The sequence below is a fragment of the Spirulina subsalsa PCC 9445 genome (genome assembly GCF_000314005.1).
Classification (GTDB): domain Bacteria; phylum Cyanobacteriota; class Cyanobacteriia; order Cyanobacteriales; family Spirulinaceae; genus Spirulina_A; species Spirulina_A subsalsa.
This window is the reverse complement of record NZ_JH980292.1, coordinates 3,471,119-3,493,591: the sequence shown is the minus strand read 5'-3', so window position 1 is coordinate 3,493,591 and position 22,473 is coordinate 3,471,119. Positions and strand designations below refer to the sequence as shown.

Sequence of the window (22,473 nt, the reverse complement as noted above, 5' to 3'; positions counted from 1 at the left end):
TAGTATATCTTGTATTACACAATAATTCTGATGAGTGTTATGGTCTTACAGGCTGATGATCTTTGGAAAACCTATGGCGATCGCTCCGTTGTCCGGGGGGTGAGCTTTAGCCTAGCGGCCGGGGAGGTGTTGGGATTCCTCGGAGCCAATGGAGCCGGAAAAACCACCACCGTTGGAATGCTCTACGGGGCAGTGATTCCCAGTCGAGGCCAGGTGACGGTGGACGGGTTCAATGTGCGCAGCCAAGGCCGCCGCGCTCGCCAAATCATGGGAGTTGTCACCCAAGAGGACAACCTAGATCCTGATTTTTCTGTGTTTGATAATCTCCGCTACTTTGCCAGTTTCTACGGCATTACCGGCCGGGCGGCTCAACAGCGAGCCAGTGAACTCTTAGAACAAGTGGGTTTAGGGGATTATGCCCGCCATCGGGTAGATCAGCTATCGGGGGGGCTAAAACGCCGCCTCGTTTTGGCCCGGGCTTTAATTAACCGTCCTCGTCTCGTCTTTTTGGATGAACCGACGACGGGTCTTGATCCCGATGCCCGCCAAGATTTTTGGCGATTGGTGACGGAACTCAAGCAGGCGGGCTGTGGGGTGTTGCTCACGACCCACTACATGGATGAAGCACAGCGATTGTGCGATCGCCTCCTCCTTTTACAAAAAGGTCAAGTGATCAACAGTGGCACCCCCCTAGACTTAATCCACAGCACCATTGGGGAGGAGGTGATTGAAGTGGATGGGATGAAAGAAGAGCAATTACACCCCCTGCTCACCCAATTTCAAACCTGGGGGCGGCTGGTGGGGGTGCATTACCTGATCGCCGTTCCTCCCAAACGCGGCGATGAACTTTGGGAATATCTCAGCGATCGCCATCCTGCTGGTCTGAGTCGTCGCCGCGCCAACCTTGAAGATGTCTTTTTACGCCTTACGGGTCATAGTCTCGATGAAAACTGATTTTACTCCATTTACCCCGACCCAAGAGCCACAGAGTCAAGCCCCGATCACCCCTTGGGGGGTCTATGCCGCTTGGCAACGCAACGCCCGCGTTTATCAAGCCACTTGGCTTGTGAATAGTTTACCCCCCTTATCGGAGCCGTTAATTTATCTGGTGGCCTTTGGCTATGGCTTAACGCCCCTCGTGGGAGAAATTTCCTACTATGGCACAACGGTAGATTATCTCCGCTTCCTCGCACCGGGGATGATGGGCATTGGTGTGCTTTTCCAGTCCTACAGTGAGGGAGCCTATGCCAGTTATCTACGTTTGGACTATCAAAAAACTTGGCACGCCATCCTCACCACCCCGTTAACCTTTAGTGAGGTGTTTACGGGTGAATTGTTGTGGGCGGCAACCAAGGGCATGATTGCCGCCCTAGCCACGGGGTTACTGGCGATCCTTTGGGGCTTAATGTCGATTACAACATTGGTGTTGTCGATTCCGCTCTTGCTATTGGGGAGTGTGGCCTTTGCCGGGGCAGGTTTACTGACGGCGGGGTTGGTGCGCACGATTGATCAAATCAATGTACCTATCTATCTCTTAATTGTGCCGATGTTTACGCTCTGCGGAACCTATTTCCCCCGTCAAACATTGCCTTCCCCCTTGTTGGAGGTGGCGGGTCTTTTACCGTTATCGGTATTAGTGGATCTGCTCCGCTGGCCCTTGGGTTTACCCAACCATTGGCCTTGGGCATTGTTGGGGTTAGTGGGGTGGGCGATCGCCTCAATTGTCCTCGCCTGGCGGACGATCTACCCCCGTCTCTTTCACTGAAGTCAACAAGATCCCCTTTGTCTGGTGATTGGCCTTGAATGAATGCTCCGCCACCTGCGAGGGCCCGAGGTGGCGGAGTGCGTCGCTAATTTTGTTCAAGAAGACAGGGAGAGGGGGAGTTGATCATTATTCCCTCCTGCCTGTTCCCTGTTCTTTTGTTGGGTTTCGCGATCGCTCCACCCAACCTAAAATCATGGTATCAACGGCTTAAGCGGGGGCTTGGCAGTAGGTTTCATAAACGCCGTCGAGTAACAAGTTTAAGGCATTAACGGCGGATTGGGCGGCGTTAAGGGCGGCTTGTTGCTCTTCGGGAGTTTGACAAAGTTGGGTGAGGGCTTCCCGAGTGACTTGACTGTGGATTTCGTCGGCTTTTTCGTGGACGCTGAAGAAGGACAAGGCTTCGGGAGCCTCAATGTCGTAGTATTCTTTCAGTCCCGCAATTTTGGTGGTGGAGACTTCGGGAATTTGGGCTTCGTAGGCATAGAGGGCGGCTAAACCTTCGGCGGGGTTCTCGCTACGGGCGAGGGTTTTCAGTTGTTTGATGGAGTCTTGGGTTTGGGGGAGATAGTCATGGTTTAAAACGTCTTCCCGGTTTACCCCTAAGCCTTCGGCAAAGCGCAGCCACAGTTCAGGGTGGTTGACGCTGTCGCCTTCTTCTTCCATCAAGTTCTCTAACAGCATTTTGCGGATGTTCAGGTCATCACAAGCGGCGTGGGTGGCGCTGACGTAGGTGGGGAAGTTGTGAACTTGCCAGTAGTATTCCTTAGCATACTCTTGCAGCATTGTCAAGGTTAATTTTCCTTCGTTCCAGAGTTGATAGAAGGGGTGCTTGAGGAGGTGGTTTTGTTCGAGGATAGCGTCAAGTTGAGCGAGGAAGGGGGCTTGAGTCGTTGGATTTTGGATAGCTACCATGTTTTTTTGTCGTTTTGTGATGTTAATGAACAAATTGCTTCTCACTTTACCAAAAACGGGCTGAGAATGCGCTGATTGTCTTAGGGGCTATGGTAACGGTTGCACTGACTGGGGGTAAAGTCCTGTTGAATAATTGTTAAAAATTGTTAAAGTGGTAAGAGTGCAACGTGCAAGGGGAAAATATCGGTAATGCTGCGACTAGAACATATTAGCAAGGTCTATCCGACAGGGGAAGTGCTGAAGGATGTGACGTGGGAAGTGAAGGAGGGCGATCGCATTGGTTTGGTGGGGGTGAATGGTGCAGGGAAATCCACCCAACTCAAAATCATTATGGGGGAGATTGAACCCTCTGGGGGAGAGGTGATTCGTCCGGCCGATCTGCACATTGCCTATTTAACTCAAGAGTTTGAGGTGGAACCGACGCGCACGGTGCGGGAGGAGTTCTGGACGGTGTTTGAGGAGGCCAATCAAGTTCATGAGGCGATCGCACACACCACCCACGAAATGGCCAGCGCCGATCCCGATACCCTAGAGGACTTAATCCATCAACTCGACCGCTTACAACGACGTTTTGAAGCCCTCAATGGCTACGCTTTAGACGCGGAAATTGAGAAGATTCTGCCAGAAATGGGCTTTTCCCCCGAAGATGGCGATCGCCTTGTCAGTTCCTTTAGTGGGGGGTGGCAGATGCGCATGAGTTTGGGCAAGATCCTACTACAAAAACCCGATATCCTGCTATTGGACGAACCGACGAACCATCTCGACTTAGAAACCATCGAATGGCTAGAACTGTATTTAAAAGGCTTAAAAACCCCCATGGTGATTGTCTCCCATGACCGAGAATTTTTAGACCGTCTCTGCACCCAAATTGTGGAAACCGAACGAGGGGTTTCCACGACCTATTTAGGCAATTATTCCAATTATCTCGCCCAAAAAGCCGAAAACCAAGCCGCTCAACTCAGCACCTACGAACGGCAACAAAAGGAATTAGAAAAACAACAGGCCTTTGTGGATCGATTTCGCGCTAGTGCCACTCGTAGCACCCAAGCGAAAAGCCGCGAGAAACAACTGGAAAAAATGGAGTTAGTAGATGCCCCTGTTGGGGCGGTGAAAAGTCTCCGGTTTCAGTTTCCCCCAGCCCCCCGCAGTGGTCGAGAAGTGGTGATTATTGAGGATGTTTCCCATACCTACAATGAGAAGATTTTATTCCTCGGTGCAGAGTTATTGATTGAACGAGGCGATCGCATTGCCTTCCTCGGCCCCAATGGATGCGGCAAATCTACCCTACTCCGCATGATTATGGGCATGGAGGCCGCAGAAGAGGGTCGCATTGAACTGGGCAAACATAACGTTATTCCGGGCTATTTTGAACAAAATCAAGCGGAAGCTTTAGACCTCGAAAAAAATGTTATGGAAACCATCCATGATGAAGTTCCCACCTGGAAAAATGAGGAAGTTCGCACGTTATTAGGGCGCTTCCTATTTAGTGGGGAGACAGTGTTTAAAAAAGTTTCGGCTTTGAGTGGGGGAGAAAAAGCCCGTCTCGCCTTAGCTAAAATGTTGCTCCGTCCGGCGAATTTACTCATTTTAGATGAGCCGACCAATCACTTGGACATTCCCGCCAAAGAAATGCTCGAAGAGGCACTACAAGGCTATGATGGCACGGTGATTATTGTTTCCCACGACCGTTATTTTATCTCCAAAGTTGCCAATAAAATTGTCGAGGTTCGAGATGGGGAATTGTTACTCTATCGGGGGGATTATCACTACTACTTAGATAAAATCGCCGAGGAAAAAACCAAGGAACAACTACGGATTAAAGCCGAAAAAGAGGCCGAGAAAAAAGCGGCTAAAGCGGCTAAACAGCGTGAGAAAGCCAAGAACAGCAAGAAGAAAAAAGTAGCGTCTTAGTTCAGCCATTCAGTAATCCGTGCTGGGTGACGGATTACTGATGGGTGTCACGATTGTTTTTTCTGAACCATTTAGTCCCCATTTCGGTTTTAGCCGACCACCAAAGATAAAGAGTCAACTGCCCCACCCACAAGGGGATGGGGCTTGTAACTAACCCACAAGGGCTGTCACATCTGGCAGATTGACCGCTGCCTGTTCCACTGTCCCCATTGAGGTAGTGGAAAGAATGTAGTCGTCTCTGTGATTCTTCGCTGCATTCAAATCGGAATGGTCACGATGACCACAGTTGCGACAGTAAAAACGAGACTTCGTGCGATTCGTTTTTCTGATGTGCTTACAGACATTGCATTTCTGGGATGTGTATCTCGGATCTCCGAAGACGACCCGCTTCCCCAATGCCTCCGCCTTGTACGCCAAAAACAAATCTTGCTGGTGAAACGACCAACTCCCCAGCCACTTGTTCATCTTCTTTCCCCGCCTTTTTTGGCGGATTCCCGATAGGTCTTCTAACACAAACACGGCTACACCCGTCAGGTTTGCCAGTTTCTTCGTGACACAGTGATTCACGTCTCGCATGAACCGCTTCTCGCGTCCACTCATCGCTCTCAAGCGACGTTTAGCAGAGCGAGTGCCTTTTTGCTGCAACGTTTTTCGGTTGTGTAAATACCGTCGCTGTGTTGCACGAACCTGGCTACTTGAAAAGAACTGACCATCGGATGTTACAGCGATGTGATACAACCCTCGGTCAATCCCCAAGACTTTGCCCTGAGTTACTGTCGGCGGTGTTTGGGCTTCAAACACCAACCTCACCCAAAACTGTTGACTCTGTTTCGAGTAGGTCACTGTCGCCGCGCAGAACTCCCAGGTTTCCACGATTTCTCGAAAATGCTCCGGCACATTGAGGATGAGCTTTTCCCGCTTACCAATGCACGAAAGGGTCAACTGATGCCCTCTCAGCGTCATGGTGCGCTTGTCATATCTCAGTCCTGATGTAGGCTTTTTCCGGGGTGTGCGCTGAAATTTGGTCGCCTTAACTGCCTCCAGGGCATTATCACGCATCGTTTGCACGAGTGCGGATGGCACATCAGGATATTGCCCTCTGAGGTCAGCATACAAAGCCCTATGAGCCTTGGTTTTATTGTACGTCCGCGTCTTCAATGCCCAGTCAACGTGCTGATTAAAAATGTCAGCACAAAAGCCCATGAGGGGCAAAAACCGCTCACGGGGTAGGTTGACGGGAATGGAAACGGTTCGCTTCATGTTGGCGAGCATCCAGGATTGGACTGGCGAGAAAAAAGGACAATCTATAGGTAGGGCTTCCTGAATAACACCAGATGCTAGGCTCAACAAGGGAACAGGGAACTCTTAACAGGGAACAGATCATCTAAAACTGGCACGATTGCCTATTCCCGACTCCCGAGTCCCCAACTCTCGGACTTATTCAGCACGCCCTACTTACTACGGCACTGTTGGTCACGTCTGGGAGGAAGCTGTGAAGCGATATATCGAGACTCAGAAGCAGAGAGGCTAACTGTTATCCCGATATACTGTTGGCAGGCGAGCGGGGTATTGAACCCCATCGCCTGCTTTGCCTCTCATCCCCACCCACAAGGGGATGGGGTTTTCCCGGCAATTTTTATAAAAACAGCAATTCCTCCGAAGAATAGCAGCAAATCTTGATTCATAAAAAGTCCTCATCGTTTTGGAACATTAACCCACATTGTAAGGGGCATTCATAAATTCTCCCTGCTACTGATTAGGCGGAAACTGTCGGGACTTCACATCTCGAATAAACGCCTGAGTTGCTTCGGTCATGGTAGCGCGTAGGTTGGTATAGGCTTTAGCAAAGGGGGGCAATTTCTCCGATAATCCCCATAAATCCGCCGTGACCAACACCTGACCATCACAAGCGGAACCGGCCCCAATGCCAATGGTAGGAATCGGCAATTTTTCCGTGATGTGGGTAGCGAGGGGGGCGGGGATATGTTCCAAGACTAGGGCAAAGGCTCCCGCTTCCGCAATGGCGATCGCCTCCCTCAGAATCCGTTCCGCCTCCGCCTCAGTTTTGCCCTGTTGCTTATAGCCCAACTGATGCACCGATTGGGGCGTTAAGCCCACATGACCCATCACCGGAATACCAATACTGGTTAACTTGGCAATAGTTTGCACAATATCGGGACTTCCCCCTTCAATTTTCACCCCTTGGGCATGACTTTCCTTGAGAATACGCCCGGCCGAGTGAATCGCTTGGGGGATACTTTCTTGATAGGTCAGAAAGGGCAAATCCACCACCACTAAGGCCTGTTTGACCCCTCGGCAGACCGCTTGACTGTGGTGAATCATTTGGTCAAGGGTGAGGGGTAAGGTGTTGGGATAGCCCAAGGCGACCATGGCGAGGGAGTCCCCGACGAGAATCACCTCAACGCCCGCTTGATCGACAATTTGTGCGATCGCCCAATCCCAAGCCGTTAACATAACAAAAGGCTGGGCTTGATTCTTCCAATTCCGTAGCGTTTGCGGGGTGACAGGCATTTTTAATCCAAGTCCTCAAAACTCAAAATCAATAAATCGGGGGAGGATTACGCACAAAAGCCAAATGAGGCCGCACTAATCCGGTAGTTTGACTGACCCATGCTAACCCCTCACTGGTACCCACCCATAATTTATTCCCCGTATCTGGAGACAAAGATAAAACCCGATGGGAAGGTAAATCCGGAATCTGCCCTAAAATGGCCCCCGTTGACCCATCTAAGTTATATAATCCATTTTCCGTTCCTACCCACACCCGACCATCTGCCGCAAAGCGAATCGACTTAATATTGCGCCCATCAAACTCCCGAATCGTGCGGACAATGCGCTTATCAATGGGATTCACCACCAATAAATGGCTAATCGTACCCACCCACAAATTCCCATCGGGAGCCTTCGCCAGAGTTTGTACTACCCCCCCCGGCATATTAGACATTCGCCCCATAATTAACGCGCTGGCTGTGTTCACTTGAACCAATCCCTCTAAAGTCCCCACCCACAATTGACCCTCATTATCCGTCGCCAAAGTATTGGCACTAACACCCGGTAAAGCTTGTAACGTGGTCATTCTTAAGCCTTGATCGGGACTAATTAACACCAATCCCCGATCCGTTCCGACCCATAGGTATCCCCGATGATCCACTAACAGGGATAATACCCGATTAGAGGGCAAGCTGAAATTTTGCGCCGTCACTTCATTACTGCGAGGATCTACCCGCACCAACCCTTCATAAGTCCCCACCCAAATCCGCCCAGAACGGTCTTGGGCTAAGGCTCCAATACTATAGTTAGGTAGGGCAACTCGGGCGTTAATCCGCCCTGTATTGGGGTCAATGCGGGTCAGTCCAATCCAAGATCCCACCCAGAGATCCCCGGTATAGTCCGGTTGTAGGGCTGTGATGCGAAAATCCCGTTCTCGGATATTCTCTTGGCGGACACGCTCCGGGGGGAGGGGGGCATTTCCCGGAGGGGGTGGGGCTGATTGGAAATGGGGGGGACTGATGCCTTCTGCTTCGAGTTGAGGCAGCCATTGGGCGATGATGGCGGTCTGGGGCATTCCTAAGACTCCACCCCAGAGGAACAGACCTCCTAGAATACTCAGGGGCCGGGTACTAAACCTTGCTGTTAACGAAACCGTCATAGATAACTCCAATTTCTTGGGTCAGGTTTGCCTTGACAACGTTATCTGGGCTTGTTGGGTCTAACTCACTTCCTTAACCCCTTAGAAATGTTTAACGTTAGACGACAGAGCAGGGAACTGGCACGCATTCCGAGGTGTCTTGACCCAGATAACGTAGTTCTCGAAGAACTTAGTCTGGTCACGTTTGGACTTTTTCCAGCCCCCGTTAGATTGCGTCAGCAATTAAGGGCGAGTTCGTGACAAGCTGAGGGGTTTCTCTCGTGCTTGAGCCAATCTTAACATTGACACTCCTCGACCTAAAAGGTACAGTTGGGTCTAGCGTAGGCGTGTTATTCAGCAGACCTTAATTAACGAACCTTCCCAAAACGGCGATCGCGCTTTTGATAATCCAACAGGGCCTGATGAAAAGCTTCTCGGTCAAAATCAGGCCAGCCAATCGAGGTAACATAGATTTCTGCATAGGCCATCTGCCAGAGCAGAAAATTGCTAATCCGCATTTCTCCACTGGTGCGGATGAGTAAATCGGGGCTGCTTAATTCGTGGGTATAAAGATGACGTTCAAATAAAGCCTCATCAATATCCTCAGCCTCCAATTCTCCCGTTTTTACCTTTTGGGCGATCGCACGACAAGCCTGAACAATCTCCTGCCGTCCGCCGTAGTTGGTGGCTACCGTAAACTGCACCTCTTGATTATCCTTTGTATCTTCCATTGAGCGGGCAATTTCCCGTTGCAGAGAAGCGGGTAAGGCCGCCAAATTGCCCACAAAACGAATGCGCACCTTTTCGGCAATCATTTCCGCCAATTCCCGCCGTAGGACTTGCTCAAACAGGGTCATCAGGAATTGTACCTCTTCCATGGGACGACCCCAATTTTCCGTCGAAAAGGCATAGACCGTTAAGGCAGCAATGCCCCAATCCTTGCAACAGCGCAGTAAATCCTTTAGGGTATCCACACCTCGGCGATGTCCCATAATTCTGGGTAGACCTCGCGCTTTAGCCCAGCGACCATTGCCATCCATGATGACTGCAATATGTTGGGGTAGGCGATCGCAATCCAGATCCGAGGGTAACTGTTCTAAAGGCGCACTTGGTTTTACAATCATTGCTTTTTCTGGTAATGAATCCCCTTGGAGGCGGCTACTATTAAATCAAACCCGAGTTTCATGTTTTTGGGCAAATTTCCCGATTTGTCACAAATTTTAACCCAAGGGTAGGACGAACCGGAACTTTTTCCCCTGAACAGGAATCTCCCACCCTTCACGAGAGCCACGAATTTGCACCGCCCCAGCATGGAGCAGGGTACTGGTTTGAACAGCCTCACACCCTTGGCGACAGTTCTTCTTCTCTTGCTAGTGCCGCCCCAGGCTCTCCCGGATCTATGGTGATAAGCCAGACTTATATCTATGTAGGGCAGGCGATAAGCCTGACGGCATAGCTGCGCTTACCGCTTTTTGTCATAAAAATAAAACAAAGCACAGGAAAATATCATGTCATACCTCGCACCACAAAATCCTGAAAACGCAAAAACGCAAATTACGCCAACAGAAGAAACACAAAAAGCAGGGCGATAAGCCTATTTTACCCGAAAAAGAAACCCGTTTTCTGAGGCTCCGAGTTCTGCGCCAAGAAAGAAACCGGGGTTTTTTATATGCTTTACCCAGAATAACTCAGGAAAATAGTAAACCATCAGTTTTGAAGTTCAGGAACCCGATCGCTTTCATATTGTTCAATTAAAACACCGAGAAGATCCATCAGTGAAGCGAGAGGATGTGCTTCATCTTCGCCAACTTCATCAATCAGGCGATCGAGCCAATCAACCAGACATTGATAACTGGCTTCATCGCGGGGAATGACTAATTTAGTTGCTAGGGGCTGCCACAATTTTTGAGTTTCATCAATGCTCAACATTTTTACTCTCTCCATTTGCCTCGATCATACTCTGCATGAGTCAAAACTGCCCGAATATAAATTTTTTGTCGATTATAGTGAATCGCCGCTATTAACCGTACTTTGTTCCCACCAATATTAAACACTGTGAGGTTATTAACTTGATCAGCACTGGGAAACTCGTTACGAAGTTCAACAAAGGAATTAAATATTCCTGATTTCACCAGTTGATACCAACGAGCCAATGCGCTTTCTGTGTCCGGGTACTTTGCTGCAAATTCATTGAGCCGTTTGCGTGTGATAACGTGCATTGCGATCGCATCTTTCCCGATTGTCACAAATTTTAACCCAAGGGCAGAACGAACAGGACAGAACGAACCCCATAGTTCCCCACCTTACTTTCTCCCCCGTGAAGTCGAACTAAACCCATCTAAAAAACGCTCCACCAAACTCCAGCCATAATGCCGAAGTTTGCGACTCCAGCGCCCCAACTGAGGCGCGACCGCCTCCCGTTCCATCATCGGGGAGAACTTTTCTTTCAAAATTTCCCTTAACTTCGTACTGGTCAAGGGTCGATTTAACGAGCGCTTTTCTGCCAAGGAAATCGACCCAGTTTCCTCAGACACCACAATACATAAACAATTATCCACCCGTTCCGTAATCCCCATAGCGGCTCGGTGTCGAGTCCCCAGTTGACGGGAGGCCGTGCGTTCCGAGAGCGGTAGAATAATCCCGGCTGCCACTACCCGGGAGCCGCGAATTTGCACCGCCCCATCATGGAGCAGGGTACTGGTTTGAAAGATGGTTTGTAACAGTTCCCGCGACACTTCCGCATTGAGAACCACCCCAGACACCGAAAAATCCCGCTCATCAATCGGGCCGCTGGTTTCCACCATAATTAAAGCCCCTGTACGGTTCTGAGACAGGTCTTTTACCGCGTCTACAATTTCATCGATTACATGATCCGGTTTGGGAATGGGACGACGGGAGGGTTGAAATAACTTGAGGATTTCACCCCGTCCCAACTGTTCCAAAAACTGGCGAAACTCTGACTGAAAAACCACCGCCATTGCTACCGCCGAGCCTAAGACCAACCGTTCTAAGACAAAGCTTAAATGGGGCAGTCCCAAACGGTTACTAATTACGGCAGCTAGCATGAGAATAATTAGACCTCGGACTACCCATAGGGTGCGCCGTTCTCCAATCACCAACAAAACCGCGTAGGTGAGCAGGAGAACTAAGCTAATATCAACAATTTCTAATAGCCAGGAGGGAATCCAGCTAGAGTCAGGAGGAAAACCCGACAACAACATTGAACTTTCTCAAAGGGTGATTGTAGGTTTACGGCTTCAGTTGCAGTTTTTCCGGTAAACGGTCTTGTCGTAACAAGTCCTCATAGGTTTCTCGTTCTAGGATAATCTCAGCATCCCCCCCCTGGACTAACACGGCCGCCGGACGAGGGAGACGGTTATAGTTGGAGGCCATACTGTAGTTGTAGGCTCCGGTGCCTAAAACGACTATGAGATCACCGGGTTGGGTGCGGGGCAGTTGGGCTGCTTGGATGAGAATATCCCCCGACTCGCAATGTTTACCTGCTAGGGTAACAGTTTCTTGGCTCGGTGTGGTCATCTGGTTCGCCACGACTGCCCGATAAAGGGATTGGTAGGTGATGGGGCGGGGATTGTCGGACATTCCTCCATCCACGGCGACGTAGGTTCGGTTGAGGTCGGGGATTTCTTTGCGACTACCCACGGTGTAAGCGGTGACACAGGCAGCCCCAATGAGGGAGCGCCCGGGTTCACAAATCAGTTTCGGGAGGGGGAGATTATACCCTTGGCAAGCACTGGCGACGGATTGGGCGGCGGCTTTGACCCATTCTTCAATACTGGGGGGATCATCACTTTCGGTGTAACAAATGCCTAAACCACCGCCAATGTTCAGGATTTCGAGGGAGAGGTTGTAGGTTTTGGCTTGGTGGAACCAATCGACGAGGACGCGGCCGAGGTCTTGGTGGGGTTGCCGTTCAAAGATTTGGGAGCCAATATGGGCATGGAGCCCCAGACAGTGGAGGGAGGGATTTTGGGCGACGGTGGCAAAGATGGCGGGGAGTTGATTGGGGTCAAAGCCAAATTTGCTGTCGATGTGTCCGGTGCGGATATATTCGTGGGTGTGGCATTCAATGCCGGGGGTGAGACGGAGGAGGATGGGGGCGGGTGCGTTGGGGGAGGCGATCGCGCTTAAGAGTTCCAGTTCTAGGAGGTTGTCTACAATGATGGTGCAGCCTTTATGATAGGCAAATTCCAGTTCGCTCCGGGATTTGTTGTTCCCATGCAGATAAATATTTTGGGGGTTAAATCCGGCTTTGAGGGCGGTGTAAAGTTCTCCCCCGGATACTACGTCAATTCCCAGGCCTTCACTGGCGACAATGGCACAGACGGCTAAACAGTTCCAAGCTTTGGAGGCATAAATGGCGGTGGCTTCTCCGGGGTAATAGCGGGCGAGGGCGGTTTGATATTGACGGCAAGCGGTGCGTAGGGTGAACTCATCCAAGATGTAGAGGGAAGAGCCATATTGAGCCACTAAGTCCGCTATACTACAGCCCCCGATTTCTAGGGTGTCTTGGTCGTTGACTTGGGCGGTCAGGGGCATTAAACACTGATTGGGAGAAAGTAAAGTGCGATCGCCTTGGGGCAGATATTGGGTTCCGGCAGTGGTTTTAGGCGAGGAGTCCGTTAATAACATGAATTTTCTGGTCTTTGAGTAGTTGAGGAGTTCTAGGATAAAACAATTATCCCCAGTTTTGCTATCCGTTGGGGGTTTCTTTAGCCCAACTTTCTTTTTCACCGTAGCATTATTCGGGGTTCAGTGAATCACTCCCTGTATGGACTCTTTCTGTTCCCTATTCCCCACGACCAAGGGTTTGCTGAATCACTCTGCTCCGGATGGGAAACGGGGGAGTCAGAAAAAGGTAAGCTTTTTTGATGATTTATCCCTAAAACCTTGCACTTTCTCGCTCTTAGAAGTCAAGGGAACAGGGAACAGGGGAAATTCAGGTTTTTGCCCTCAAGTCTATTTAATTTGGTATAAACGGCTAAAAGTCTTAGTAACAGTGCTTAGAGGGATATTCAGCAGACCCTACCAAGGATTGCCAATCATGGCAAAACCAGACCAATAGTAGGGGTGTTGTAAACTCCGAATCCCTAAATCATTAAACTCAGAGGTTAAAGGAATTTCGCCAAACTCACCCACCAACATTAGACCTTGATTCTGTGTCTGTTCCTGAATCTTAACTTGCCCCCGTAACAGGGCAATTTGCGCTTGTCTTAAGGCTTCTGCTTTGGTCGTCACCTGGCGTAAATTATTATAGAATCCACTCATTAACCCTAAAGTTCCCACATCATTGGCATACCATAAACTCGCCAAAGCTGTGTTCACCCCTGTTTTCACCGCTAATCCGGCAAAACCATATTCGGCTTGAGTATCTCCTAATGCAGTTCTACAGGCACTTAAGACTAACAAATTAACCTGATTTTGCTCCCAGTTCAGATTGGCCATATCATTTAACCCAATGGCCTGATCCCACAGTTGAATATAAGACTCTTCCAAAGAACCGGGTTGAAATTCGCCGTGGGTGGCAATGTGAACAATCCCAAAGTTCTGCCGATTTTGATTCTGTTGTAAACTGCGGAGGGTGGCGCGTTCATTGAGTAAGGTGGTGCTAGTTTCCCATTTTTGCGCGATCGCCTTTAACTCCGTCGGAACCGCAGGCAAGGGGGTTTTAGACCGGAATTCCGACATTCCCATGGCTAACAAAGGACTATTCTGCACATTCCCCCGTTCCAGATTTAACCAGTGGAAACTCGGCACCAAACTCATACTATAATCCTCCACCAAAAACCGTTCCCCATCATGGAGCGCCGCAAAAGGCAGAGAACGCAATCCTTCATCCACAATCAACAACAGGGTTTGAATATCAAACCGTTGTAAATCCTTCGCCATCGGCCCGATTAACCACTGATGGAGTTGTTGGGCGCTTGCAAGATAACTATTCGATTGACGACGGATAGGACTGCCAATTTCAAACTGAAACTTACGCACCTCTTCTAATAACCGACTCTGATTTGCTTCCCGCACCCGATAATGAATCGGCGCCCCCGTCGGAGGCACAAGAATTAATTCTAAATGTTCCGGTCGGATAAACGCATAGATAACCGCCGTATTCATCCCCGTTTCTCCAGCCATCTGTTGTAAATGGCTTTGCATTTCCTCCACGGTTGGCTCTTCCCCAGCCACTTCCTTATTCAGGTAACGCCCAAATTGTCCCGTAAAATGATTATCCAGCGCTAAAACCGCCCCAGCCGTATCCCCTCGGTCAAAAAAGGGATTGAGATTCAGATATAGTCCTGTATCTAACTCCAATTCCTCACCAGAGTCTAGACTAATCAGTAAACGGTTTTGCGCTAAATTGGGGAAGATCGAAGCAATAGCCACCTGAGCAAAATCAGGGCGCGTTTTGGATTCTTCCGCACTGACCACCGGAGGGGGATTATTCACCGGAGGGGGATTATTCACCGGATTTGATGGAGTGGAGGCCGTGGGGGCCATTGGGGGAGTTGAGGGAGTTGGGGGAGGTTTTAACGAGGGTAAAACGGTTTGAGCAATGTTAAAAACCCCCAGAGTTCCCGTTGCAGAATTATTCGGTAAATCAACGGTCACAGGAGTAGTATAAGCCGAATAATCTAAGCGATTAACTCCTCCACCTCCATCGAGAACGCCATTAAAATTCACCCCGTCTTGAAAAACAAAAGTATCCGCCCCACTGCCCCCCACCAGACGGTTAATATTACTAAACGTCACCTGATGCTGATTCGTCGCCATGCGACCCGTATTAGCCCCCGTTAACGTCCAGGTTGTATTGTGATTTTGCCCATATACAGTAGACCCTCCCACAATATTTAAAGGAGAAGTCACCGCACTCAAATCATCTAAAAAAATAGTCCCGGTGCCGTCAGGACGACCCACATTAATCACCTCAAAACCGGGCTTAATACCGTTGAGGTCTGGCTCGTCTAAATCCATTGCACTGGTGGGTGGTGTTCCGCCAATGCGAATACTTCCATCAATCTCAAAAGGACGAATGTTCAGTTGACCTGTTCCCTGTAAATCCCGCATATCTAGCCCAGTGGCATCTAGGGTTAAGGGTGTATTGCCCATACTGATGGAACCTCTTAAATTCACCAAAGGAGCGGAAAACCGGACGGATGCGGCAGGGGAAAAATCAAGCGACCGAGCGGGGTGAAGGTCGATCAAATTCGTCGCTTCTAAAATGATATGAACCCCTTGACTCGCTAAGTCATTGAGCTTATTTTGAGAAATCACAAAATTAGCGCCCGGACTATCCGAGGCGAGGATTTGCCCGTCATTTAATTCATCATCATCGGCTCCAGAATTCAACTGGGTAATCCAGATGGTATGAGGATCTAACAACACCGTACCGGGCTGTCCCAAGGATTTCATCTCAACGGTGCCGTTAAAGTGTAGCTTTTCTTTCCCCGACACTTCTACAAAGCCCCCATTGCCCCCCAGCGTCCCTCCTCGGGCTCCAATGGAGCCGTTAAACACGGTGCTATCATCAGACCAAATGATCGCCCGTCCCCCGTCTCCATAGTTCCCAGTGGCATTGACGTTTAAGGTAGAATTTGAGTCAATAAACACCCGTTGAGCGGTGGGAGTTGGGCCGAGTCCTTTGTGTTCTCCCCCCAGTAAAATGGTGCCGCCCCCCTGTTCTCCCGCCGCGTTGAGATGGGCATTCCAAAGACCAATGCGATCGCCTAAAACCTGAATCGTCTGTTCAGTTCCCGTGACACTACTGGCATCCAAGCTCCCCGTCAAAGCCACCAAACCCGATAAATTAGGAATAGTCGCCCCAGAATGGCTAAATCGCACCGTTGGCCGACTAGAGTCATGATTTGCACTGTCCACACTTAACCCCGTTTTTGCCTCACCAAGCCGGATCTGTGACTCTGAGTGATTCGCCGCCCCCGTCAACAAACTCGGCAAATCCCGGGCATGAATCGGCGCAGGTTGTCCATCGGCTGTTTGGGGAACCTCCACCTCCAAACTCAAAATCATCCCCGTCTGGCTAATCCGCACCCGCCCGGTTCCCGGAATCGCTGCCACGGTTAAATGGCCTCCCGGCGCGCTCAAACTCCCCGTATTGACCACCGTCCCAGCCAACAACGACAAATTATGACCTTGACTCACCGCCAAATCCCCAGCATTAACAATCACACCGGGGTAAGGACTCGAAAAAATAAACTGATTCGGCGCACCAATTAAAGCCGCGTAATTATTACTCCCTTGGGCATGAAACACCCCCCCATCCACAGCAATCCCCGTTGCTGTCGTCGCCGTAAAATCCGCCGGAACATTGAGGGAAGCACCAGAGCCAAAAATAATTCCCGCCGGATTCATCAGGTACAAGTTCGCATTTGCCCCCGTCACCTGAAGCATCCCATTAATTAAAGAAGGATCTCCCCCCACCACACGACCTAAAATGTTTTGAACCCCAGAGGCCGCCTCAAAATTTGCCGTATAACCAGACTGTAGGTTGAACTGTAAGAAACTATGGAACAAATTCTGACCATCGGCTGAAGCGGTACCGCCAAAAATCCGCAGAGAATTTCCTTGCTGGTCAATGAAAGTTCCCGTCCCATCATTGGCAGGCACAATGTACTGTGCGCCAACGGGACTCATCCCAATGCCGCAAGTTCCAAACCCAACGAAAAAGCCTAAAACCTTCCGGGCTAACCCCAGTGGTCTTAGGCTAATCGGTTCAATGTTCCAATGATTCACAGAATCACTCCTAAGCATGGCTTAAGTTTTTCCAGTCTAGACCGAGGCAGAATTAGCCCTATACACTCTCTTACAACCTCGATCCAGCCTGACCGGACAATTTTCCGATTATTTTCACCGCAAGAATGGTTCTTGAGCTAATTGTCCTAAATCTACAGACTCTAGGAATTCTTGCCAAGAAGCAGCCAATTCCTGATCATTGGGGGCATTTTGCCGTTTTTGAACCAATCCAGCCAGGGCTTCATGCCAGATGCCTGCTTCCGCAAAGCGTGTTAGATCAGCATTTCCACCCGGACTCAGGAGTTGTTGAGCAAGGGGATCACTTTCATCTAAACGTTGTACCCAACCATCCACAAACACATCACCCGTCGGGTCATTCGCATTACAAGTCAGGAACACATACCAATGATAATTTTCCCCCGTTTTAAGAGCATAGCGTTCTTCTTCCGGCAAACTCATGCTCATAATCCCCGCTTGGTTGGGGTTGTCTAGGGTCACAGAATACACCGTATTTTCATAGCGGTCATTGAGGACAAAGGTTACAGATTCAGCGCGAGTTTCCGGCATATACCAGAAAAATGTGGGATGACTAGACAGGGTTAAAGGCAAAGCCTGTCCGGGAGTTAAGGCTTTTAAGGTCTTCTGACCGGATTCTTGAACTGTGCATCCCCGAGTCCCACCATCGGCGGCACTGCGCGGCGCCCCCCGATCCGGCGGACGAAACTCCATCGCGTGACCGACAGACATTCCTGCGAAACTCAGGGCTGCGGTCAGGAAGGTGGCGATACCAAGTCTAGAATAGGATTTCATGATGTTCTTTCCCATAAACGTCTCCCTCTATTGATTGTACAATTAAGTCTTTAAAGATACTGTGAACAAATGGCTGATCTTTTGTAAAGTGATCCAACTACTTCTAGTTTAACTTGTTTTCAGAGAAATCACTTTTTTTCCCTGCTCCCCCAGACATATCTCCGGCTTAGGATTCTCTCTAGCCCGGCAAAGCTAATGCTTGATCCAAGGATTAATAAGAACTTCCCAGAGAAAAATCCACCAGATTTGATTGATTAATTCTCTTTACACTTTCACCTTCTTAAAATTCTTTTCCGGAAGTTTTTTCTCACCCATTGGGGTGAAATCTGGAGCGGTATTACATGGCCAACAAAAAGCGGGTAGTGAAGCTACCCGCTTTTTGTTGGGGATGTCGTCCGGGTTGAGCCACTGTCTTCAGGCTCAACTTAGAGGATGAAACCTAACGGTCAACTGATCCCATAATTACATCGATACTACCCAAAATTGCCATAATATCGGCAACTTTTACCCCTTTTAAGAGTTGGGGCAGGATTTGTAAATTATTAAAATCCGGTGGACGAACTTTAAAGCGCCAGGGGAAGACATTATCATTGCCGACAATAAACACCCCTAGTTCACCTTTACCACTTTCTAGGCGGACATAGTGTTCTCCTGCGGGAATCTTAAAGGTGGGGGCGACTTTTTTGGCGATGTACTGATAATCAAAGCCGTTAAACTCGGACTTCTTACCTTCCATTAAGCGCTTGGCTTCCAGATTCTCGTAGGGGCCGCCCGGAATCCCTTGACAAGCTTGGCGAACAATCTTAAGGGACTCGCGCATTTCCCGAATGCGCACAAGATACCGGGCGAAACAATCCCCTCCGGTTTCCCACTGCACCTCCCAATCCAATTCGTCATAGCATTCGTAGTGATCCACTTTGCGCAGATCCCACTTTACGCCAGATCCCCGTAACATGGGGCCGGATAATCCCCAGTTAATGGCATCTTCGCGGCTAATAGTGCCGACTCCTTCCACCCGACGGCGGAAAATAGGGTTATTGGTGATTAATTTTTCATATTCATCGATTTTCGGGGCGAAGTAGTCGCAAAAGTCGAGGCATTTGTCAATCCACCCGTAGGGCAGATCCACGGATACCCCACCTACCCGGAAATAGTTGTTATTAATCAAGCGAGAGCCAGAAGCCGCTTCCCAGAGGTCATAAATGAGTTCTCGTTCTCGGAAGATATAAAAGAAGGGGGTTTGCGCCCCTACGTCTGCCAAGAAGGGCCCTAACCAGAGTAAATGGTTAGCAATGCGGTTCAGTTCTAACATGATGACGCGGATATATTGGGCGCGTTTGGGCACTTCAATATCCGCTAACTGTTCCGGTGCATTGACGGTAATGGCTTCATTAAACATCCCGGCGGCGTAGTCCCAACGACTGACGTAGGGAACATACATCACGGTAGTCCGGTTTTCGGCGATTTTTTCCATCCCTCGGTGGAGGTAGCCGATCACGGGTTCACAATCAATCACGTCTTCCCCATCGAGGGTGACGATCAGACGTAAAACGCCGTGCATCGAGGGATGGTGTGGCCCCATGTTTAACACCATGGGTTCGGTTCTAGTTTCTATTTGTGCCATAGATTCGGCAGTGTCCCTCTTATCTGCTGGTTGCTCGAAGACTCGAAAACGCGGTGATAAATCTTCAACGCTTGAGTCGATTGGTTATTGCACATCATCATTGATTATAGGGGACAGTGTAGGCTGAACACTGAATCTGAGGTTGGATTTGCTGGTTTAAGGGGGAGTCGGGATCTTCGACAGACTGTAAAACTATTCGACTATACAACAAAATATTAATTTTTTTTAAAGTTTGGTAATAATTGAGAACCTTGGGTCACAATCTAGGTCAAATAAGGATTAGCTTACACTGGTCATCATGGACTTTCTCTCTAACACGGTTGTTTTATCGCGGATGCAGTTTGCCTTGACCGCTATTTTTCATATGCTGTGGCCTGTATTAACCACAGGTTTGGGGATTTATCTTGTGATTATCGAAGGTCTTTGGTTAAAGACCAAGAACAAAGACTATTATCACCATGCTCGTTTTTGGGTGAAACTCTATGTTCTGAACTTTGGGATTGGTGTTGCGAGTGGGATTCCCATGGGGTTTCAGTTTGGCACCAATTGGGCGCCGTTGTCTGAGGCGATTGGTAATTTTTTCGGGAGTATTATTGGCTTTGAGGCTTCTTGGGCGTTTATGCTAGAGGCGGCCTTTTTGGGAATTATGGTCTTTGGTTGGGAACGAGTTAATCCGATTATTCACTACATCGCGACTATTCTGGTGGCTATCGGTGCGAATTTATCCACGTTCTGGATTTTAACGGCTAATTCGTGGTTACAGACTCCGGCCGGGGTGGAGTGGGTAGATGGGAAATATGAAGTGATTGATTATGTGGCGGCGGTTTTTAACCCGTTCATGATTAACAGTGTGATGCACATGGTATTAGCCACCCTAGAAACCTCTCTGTTTGTGATTGGGGGAATCAGTGCGTGGTATATTTTGAAACAACGACATAGGGAGTTTTTCAGTAAATCTTTTAAAATTGTTTTGGTGGTGGCGATCGCGGTTGCTCCTCTACAAATCTATGTAGGTCACTTAAGCGGGGAACAAGTCCAAGAATATCAACCCACCAAATTAGCCGCTATGGAGGCGCAGTGGGAAACCATTCCGGCTGGACAAAGTGCGGCTTGGAGTGTGCTAGCCTTTCCCAACGAAAAGGCGGAACAGAACGATTGGGAACTCAAAATTCCCCAAGCTTTAGGGTATATTTTAGAACTCAAACCGACTCTCTCGAAACCTGTTCTGGGTTTAAAGGAATGGCCGGTTGAACAACGCCCCCATCTGTTGGGATTAATTTACTATGCTTTCCGGATCATGGTAGGGATTGGGTTCTTTTTGGCTGGATTAATGGTGGTGACGGTTTTCCAGTGGATACGCGGCAAACTCTCCCCCGACACTATCGCTCAACAGCGTTGGCTTTTAGGGGGCTGGATTTTGGCGGCTCCCTTGGGTTACATTGCCATTGAATCGGGATGGATTGTGCGCTGTGTAGGACGGCAACCTTGGACGGTTTATAATACCATTCGCACCAGTGATGCGGCGGCCAATTTACCTCCGGGGAATGTTTTGACAACCCTGATCTTTTTTGCCGTTACCTACACGCTGTTACTCTTCGCGGCTTTTTATTTTGGTCGTCGGATTATCCTCAAAGGTCCCAATTTAGAGTTACCGATACCGGGGGAAATGACCCCCGTTTTGGATGTGAAACCGGGGCAATTTAAACCGGATCAACGTCCAGCAGAAGCCCAACAGTAAGGAGAGGCATGGGGAGAGATTGATTGTGTTTCTCTCCTTTTTTAGCACCCCACTTTTTGCTCTGGGCTTTAGGGGATGGCGGACGGTAATCAAGGGTGTGTCAAACGGAATAACTCCGGTGACATTACGCCGAACTCGGATCTTACTGACGCACCATCTCTCATTAGTTATCAGCCCGCAGTCTGTTGTTAACGACTGACGATTAACGGGTTATTCCTAAGTTGATAAAAAATAGTATTTCACCTCAAAACCGATGGAAACATTAGATTATTTATTGCCCCAGGTGTGGTTTGGAATTTTGGCGTTGTTTTTGTTCCTTTATGTGATGCTAGATGGTTTTGATTTAGGGGTTGGGATTTTATCCCTCACTTCCTCTAGTGAAGAACGTCGTAGTATCTTAATGACCAGTTTAAGCAATATTTGGGATGCCAATGAAACCTGGCTCATTTTGATGGGCGGAAGTCTGTTTGGGGCGTTTCCTTTAGCCTATGGGACGATTTTACAAGCTCTCTATATCCCCGTGTTTATCATGATTTTTGGTCTGATTTTTCGGGCGGTGGCTTTTGAATTTCGGGAACAGGCGAACCGGAAATGGTTTTGGAATATTGCCTTTGGTTTGGGGAGTTTTCTGGCGGCTTTGGGACAAGGTTTTGCGTTGGGAGGGGTTTTAGAAGGGATTCAAGTGGATGCCTCGGGTCACTTTATTGGGGGGAGTTGGGATTGGTTGCGTTTCCCCTCGGTAGTCGTGGCGTTAACGTTGGTGCAGGGTTATGTTTTGATTGGGTCTACCTATTTAATTTGGAGGACGGAGGGAGAACTACAGCAAACCCATTACAAAACGGCTAAACTTGCGGCTTTAACGACTTTAATCGGGGCGATTGTGATTACTATTGTGACTCCAATTGTCTATGAATCGGCGCGATCGCGTTTATTCTCCCAACCGCTCATTTATATCTTCGCCCTCATCCCCCTGTTAGGGATTCTCTTAATCTGGCAACTTTGGCAGAGTTTGGAGAAGAAGAAAGAAGCCCTACCTTTAGTCTGGACGATTCTCCTGTTCTTGTTAACCTTTATTGGGCTGGCTTTAGTCATCTTCCCTTACATTATTCCCAACTCGATCACCATTTACCAAGCGGCCGCCGCCCCGAGTTCGTTAGTGATTATGATTATTTTCATTGGGGCTTTAATTCCGGTGATGTTGTTCTACAACATTTATCAGTATGTGGTCTTTCGAGGCAAAATCACCGTTGAATGAGGGAGGAGGGAAGACGGGATAGAAGGAAGGGGCAACCTTGAACGAT

At 49.1% G+C, this 22,473-nt stretch carries 17 protein-coding genes; 5 read left to right on the top strand and 12 right to left on the bottom strand.

The window, feature by feature from the left end; translation table 11 throughout:
• The first annotated feature begins 39 nt into the window (after positions 1–39).
• Together SPI9445_RS0115895 and SPI9445_RS0115890 are read left to right on the top strand one after the other, a co-directional pair.
• Entirely contained in the window at positions 40–954 is a 915-nt protein-coding gene (locus SPI9445_RS0115895; protein ID WP_017305763.1) for an ABC transporter ATP-binding protein, read from the top strand.
• Positions 944–1,765 (top strand): ABC transporter permease, encoded by an 822-nt coding sequence (locus tag SPI9445_RS0115890; protein WP_017305762.1) that lies wholly within the window; start codon positions 944–946, stop codon positions 1,763–1,765. Before SPI9445_RS0115895 ends, SPI9445_RS0115890 begins: the two co-directional genes overlap by 11 nt.
• 207 nt (positions 1,766–1,972) lie before the next feature.
• Here the strand turns inward: SPI9445_RS0115890 and SPI9445_RS0115885 are convergent, their stop codons facing one another.
• Entirely contained in the window at positions 1,973–2,677 is a 705-nt protein-coding gene (locus tag SPI9445_RS0115885) for a CADD family putative folate metabolism protein (RefSeq protein WP_017305761.1), read from the bottom strand.
• Between the two features lie 189 nt (positions 2,678–2,866).
• On the opposite strand from SPI9445_RS0115885, the gene SPI9445_RS0115880 reads away from it, so the two are divergent.
• On the top strand, positions 2,867–4,588 hold the full coding sequence (locus SPI9445_RS0115880; protein ID WP_017305760.1) for an ABC-F family ATP-binding cassette domain-containing protein: 1,722 nt from the start codon (positions 2,867–2,869) through the stop codon (positions 4,586–4,588).
• Positions 4,589–4,738: 150 nt separating this feature from the next.
• On the opposite strand, the gene SPI9445_RS0115875 is transcribed toward SPI9445_RS0115880, so the two are convergent.
• From SPI9445_RS0115875 to SPI9445_RS0115815, 11 genes are all read right to left on the bottom strand, one after another.
• Positions 4,739–5,791: an RNA-guided endonuclease InsQ/TnpB family protein gene (locus SPI9445_RS0115875; RefSeq protein WP_237748025.1), complete on the bottom strand. Its 1,053-nt coding sequence runs from the start codon at positions 5,789–5,791 to the stop codon at positions 4,739–4,741.
• A 546-nt stretch (positions 5,792–6,337) separates the two neighbouring features.
• Positions 6,338–7,120: a 3-methyl-2-oxobutanoate hydroxymethyltransferase gene (panB, locus tag SPI9445_RS0115870; protein ID WP_017305758.1), complete on the bottom strand. Its 783-nt coding sequence runs from the start codon at positions 7,118–7,120 to the stop codon at positions 6,338–6,340.
• A gap of 28 nt (positions 7,121–7,148) precedes the next feature.
• Positions 7,149–8,174: a ligand-binding sensor domain-containing protein gene (locus tag SPI9445_RS0115865; protein ID WP_017305757.1), complete on the bottom strand. Its 1,026-nt coding sequence runs from the start codon at positions 8,172–8,174 to the stop codon at positions 7,149–7,151.
• A gap of 431 nt (positions 8,175–8,605) precedes the next feature.
• Complete coding sequence (uppS, locus tag SPI9445_RS0115860) at positions 8,606–9,361, bottom strand: polyprenyl diphosphate synthase (protein WP_017305756.1); 756 nt, start codon at positions 9,359–9,361, stop codon at positions 8,606–8,608.
• A gap of 583 nt (positions 9,362–9,944) precedes the next feature.
• On the bottom strand, positions 9,945–10,166 hold the full coding sequence (locus tag SPI9445_RS0115845) for a hypothetical protein (protein WP_017305754.1): 222 nt from the start codon (positions 10,164–10,166) through the stop codon (positions 9,945–9,947).
• Positions 10,167–10,168: 2 nt separating this feature from the next.
• On the bottom strand, positions 10,169–10,456 hold the full coding sequence (locus SPI9445_RS0115840) for a type II toxin-antitoxin system HigB family toxin (protein ID WP_026079843.1): 288 nt from the start codon (positions 10,454–10,456) through the stop codon (positions 10,169–10,171).
• Positions 10,457–10,540: 84 nt separating this feature from the next.
• Positions 10,541–11,458, bottom strand: coding sequence for a diadenylate cyclase CdaA (cdaA, locus tag SPI9445_RS0115835; RefSeq protein ID WP_017305752.1), 918 nt, complete (start codon positions 11,456–11,458; stop codon positions 10,541–10,543).
• Between the two features lie 28 nt (positions 11,459–11,486).
• Positions 11,487–12,887 carry a diaminopimelate decarboxylase gene (lysA, locus tag SPI9445_RS0115830; protein ID WP_017305751.1) on the bottom strand — a complete coding sequence of 467 codons (1,401 nt, stop codon included), beginning with the start codon at positions 12,885–12,887 and terminating at the stop codon, positions 11,487–11,489.
• Between the two features lie 393 nt (positions 12,888–13,280).
• Complete coding sequence (locus SPI9445_RS27715) at positions 13,281–17,000, bottom strand: CHAT domain-containing protein (protein WP_164674536.1); 3,720 nt, start codon at positions 16,998–17,000, stop codon at positions 13,281–13,283.
• A 114-nt stretch (positions 17,001–17,114) separates the two neighbouring features.
• Entirely contained in the window at positions 17,115–17,810 is a 696-nt protein-coding gene (locus SPI9445_RS25855; RefSeq protein ID WP_017305749.1) for a DUF928 domain-containing protein, read from the bottom strand.
• A 439-nt stretch (positions 17,811–18,249) separates the two neighbouring features.
• Positions 18,250–19,434 carry an NAD(P)H-quinone oxidoreductase subunit H gene (locus SPI9445_RS0115815; protein ID WP_026079842.1) on the bottom strand — a complete coding sequence of 395 codons (1,185 nt, stop codon included), beginning with the start codon at positions 19,432–19,434 and terminating at the stop codon, positions 18,250–18,252.
• Positions 19,435–19,732: 298 nt separating this feature from the next.
• On the opposite strand from SPI9445_RS0115815, the gene SPI9445_RS0115810 reads away from it, so the two are divergent.
• Positions 19,733–21,172 carry a cytochrome ubiquinol oxidase subunit I gene (locus SPI9445_RS0115810; protein WP_017305747.1) on the top strand — a complete coding sequence of 480 codons (1,440 nt, stop codon included), beginning with the start codon at positions 19,733–19,735 and terminating at the stop codon, positions 21,170–21,172.
• 253 nt (positions 21,173–21,425) lie between these two features.
• Complete coding sequence (gene cydB / locus SPI9445_RS0115805; protein WP_017305746.1) at positions 21,426–22,427, top strand: cytochrome d ubiquinol oxidase subunit II; 1,002 nt, start codon at positions 21,426–21,428, stop codon at positions 22,425–22,427.
• Positions 22,428–22,473 lie beyond the last annotated feature (46 nt).

Bases quoted from the DNA above. Each gene is read 5' to 3' on its own strand.
- SPI9445_RS0115895 (WP_017305763.1), top strand. From the start codon at position 40: ATGGTCTTACAGGCTGATGATCTTTGGAAAACCTATGGCGATCGCTCC.
- SPI9445_RS0115890 (WP_017305762.1), top strand. From the start codon at position 944: ATGAAAACTGATTTTACTCCATTTACCCCGACCCAAGAGCCACAGAGT.
- SPI9445_RS0115885 (WP_017305761.1), bottom strand. From the start codon at position 2,677: ATGGTAGCTATCCAAAATCCAACGACTCAAGCCCCCTTCCTCGCTCAA.
- SPI9445_RS0115880 (WP_017305760.1), top strand. From the start codon at position 2,867: ATGCTGCGACTAGAACATATTAGCAAGGTCTATCCGACAGGGGAAGTG.
- SPI9445_RS0115875 (WP_237748025.1), bottom strand. From the start codon at position 5,791: ATGGGCTTTTGTGCTGACATTTTTAATCAGCACGTTGACTGGGCATTG.
- panB (WP_017305758.1), bottom strand. From the start codon at position 7,120: ATGCCTGTCACCCCGCAAACGCTACGGAATTGGAAGAATCAAGCCCAG.
- SPI9445_RS0115865 (WP_017305757.1), bottom strand. From the start codon at position 8,174: ATGCCCCAGACCGCCATCATCGCCCAATGGCTGCCTCAACTCGAAGCA.
- uppS (WP_017305756.1), bottom strand. From the start codon at position 9,361: ATGATTGTAAAACCAAGTGCGCCTTTAGAACAGTTACCCTCGGATCTG.
- SPI9445_RS0115845 (WP_017305754.1), bottom strand. From the start codon at position 10,166: ATGTTGAGCATTGATGAAACTCAAAAATTGTGGCAGCCCCTAGCAACT.
- SPI9445_RS0115840 (WP_026079843.1), bottom strand. From the start codon at position 10,456: ATGCACGTTATCACACGCAAACGGCTCAATGAATTTGCAGCAAAGTAC.
- cdaA (WP_017305752.1), bottom strand. From the start codon at position 11,458: ATGTTGTTGTCGGGTTTTCCTCCTGACTCTAGCTGGATTCCCTCCTGG.
- lysA (WP_017305751.1), bottom strand. From the start codon at position 12,887: ATGTTATTAACGGACTCCTCGCCTAAAACCACTGCCGGAACCCAATAT.
- SPI9445_RS25855 (WP_017305749.1), bottom strand. From the start codon at position 17,810: ATGAAATCCTATTCTAGACTTGGTATCGCCACCTTCCTGACCGCAGCC.
- SPI9445_RS0115815 (WP_026079842.1), bottom strand. From the start codon at position 19,434: ATGGCACAAATAGAAACTAGAACCGAACCCATGGTGTTAAACATGGGG.
- SPI9445_RS0115810 (WP_017305747.1), top strand. From the start codon at position 19,733: ATGGACTTTCTCTCTAACACGGTTGTTTTATCGCGGATGCAGTTTGCC.
- cydB (WP_017305746.1), top strand. From the start codon at position 21,426: ATGGAAACATTAGATTATTTATTGCCCCAGGTGTGGTTTGGAATTTTG.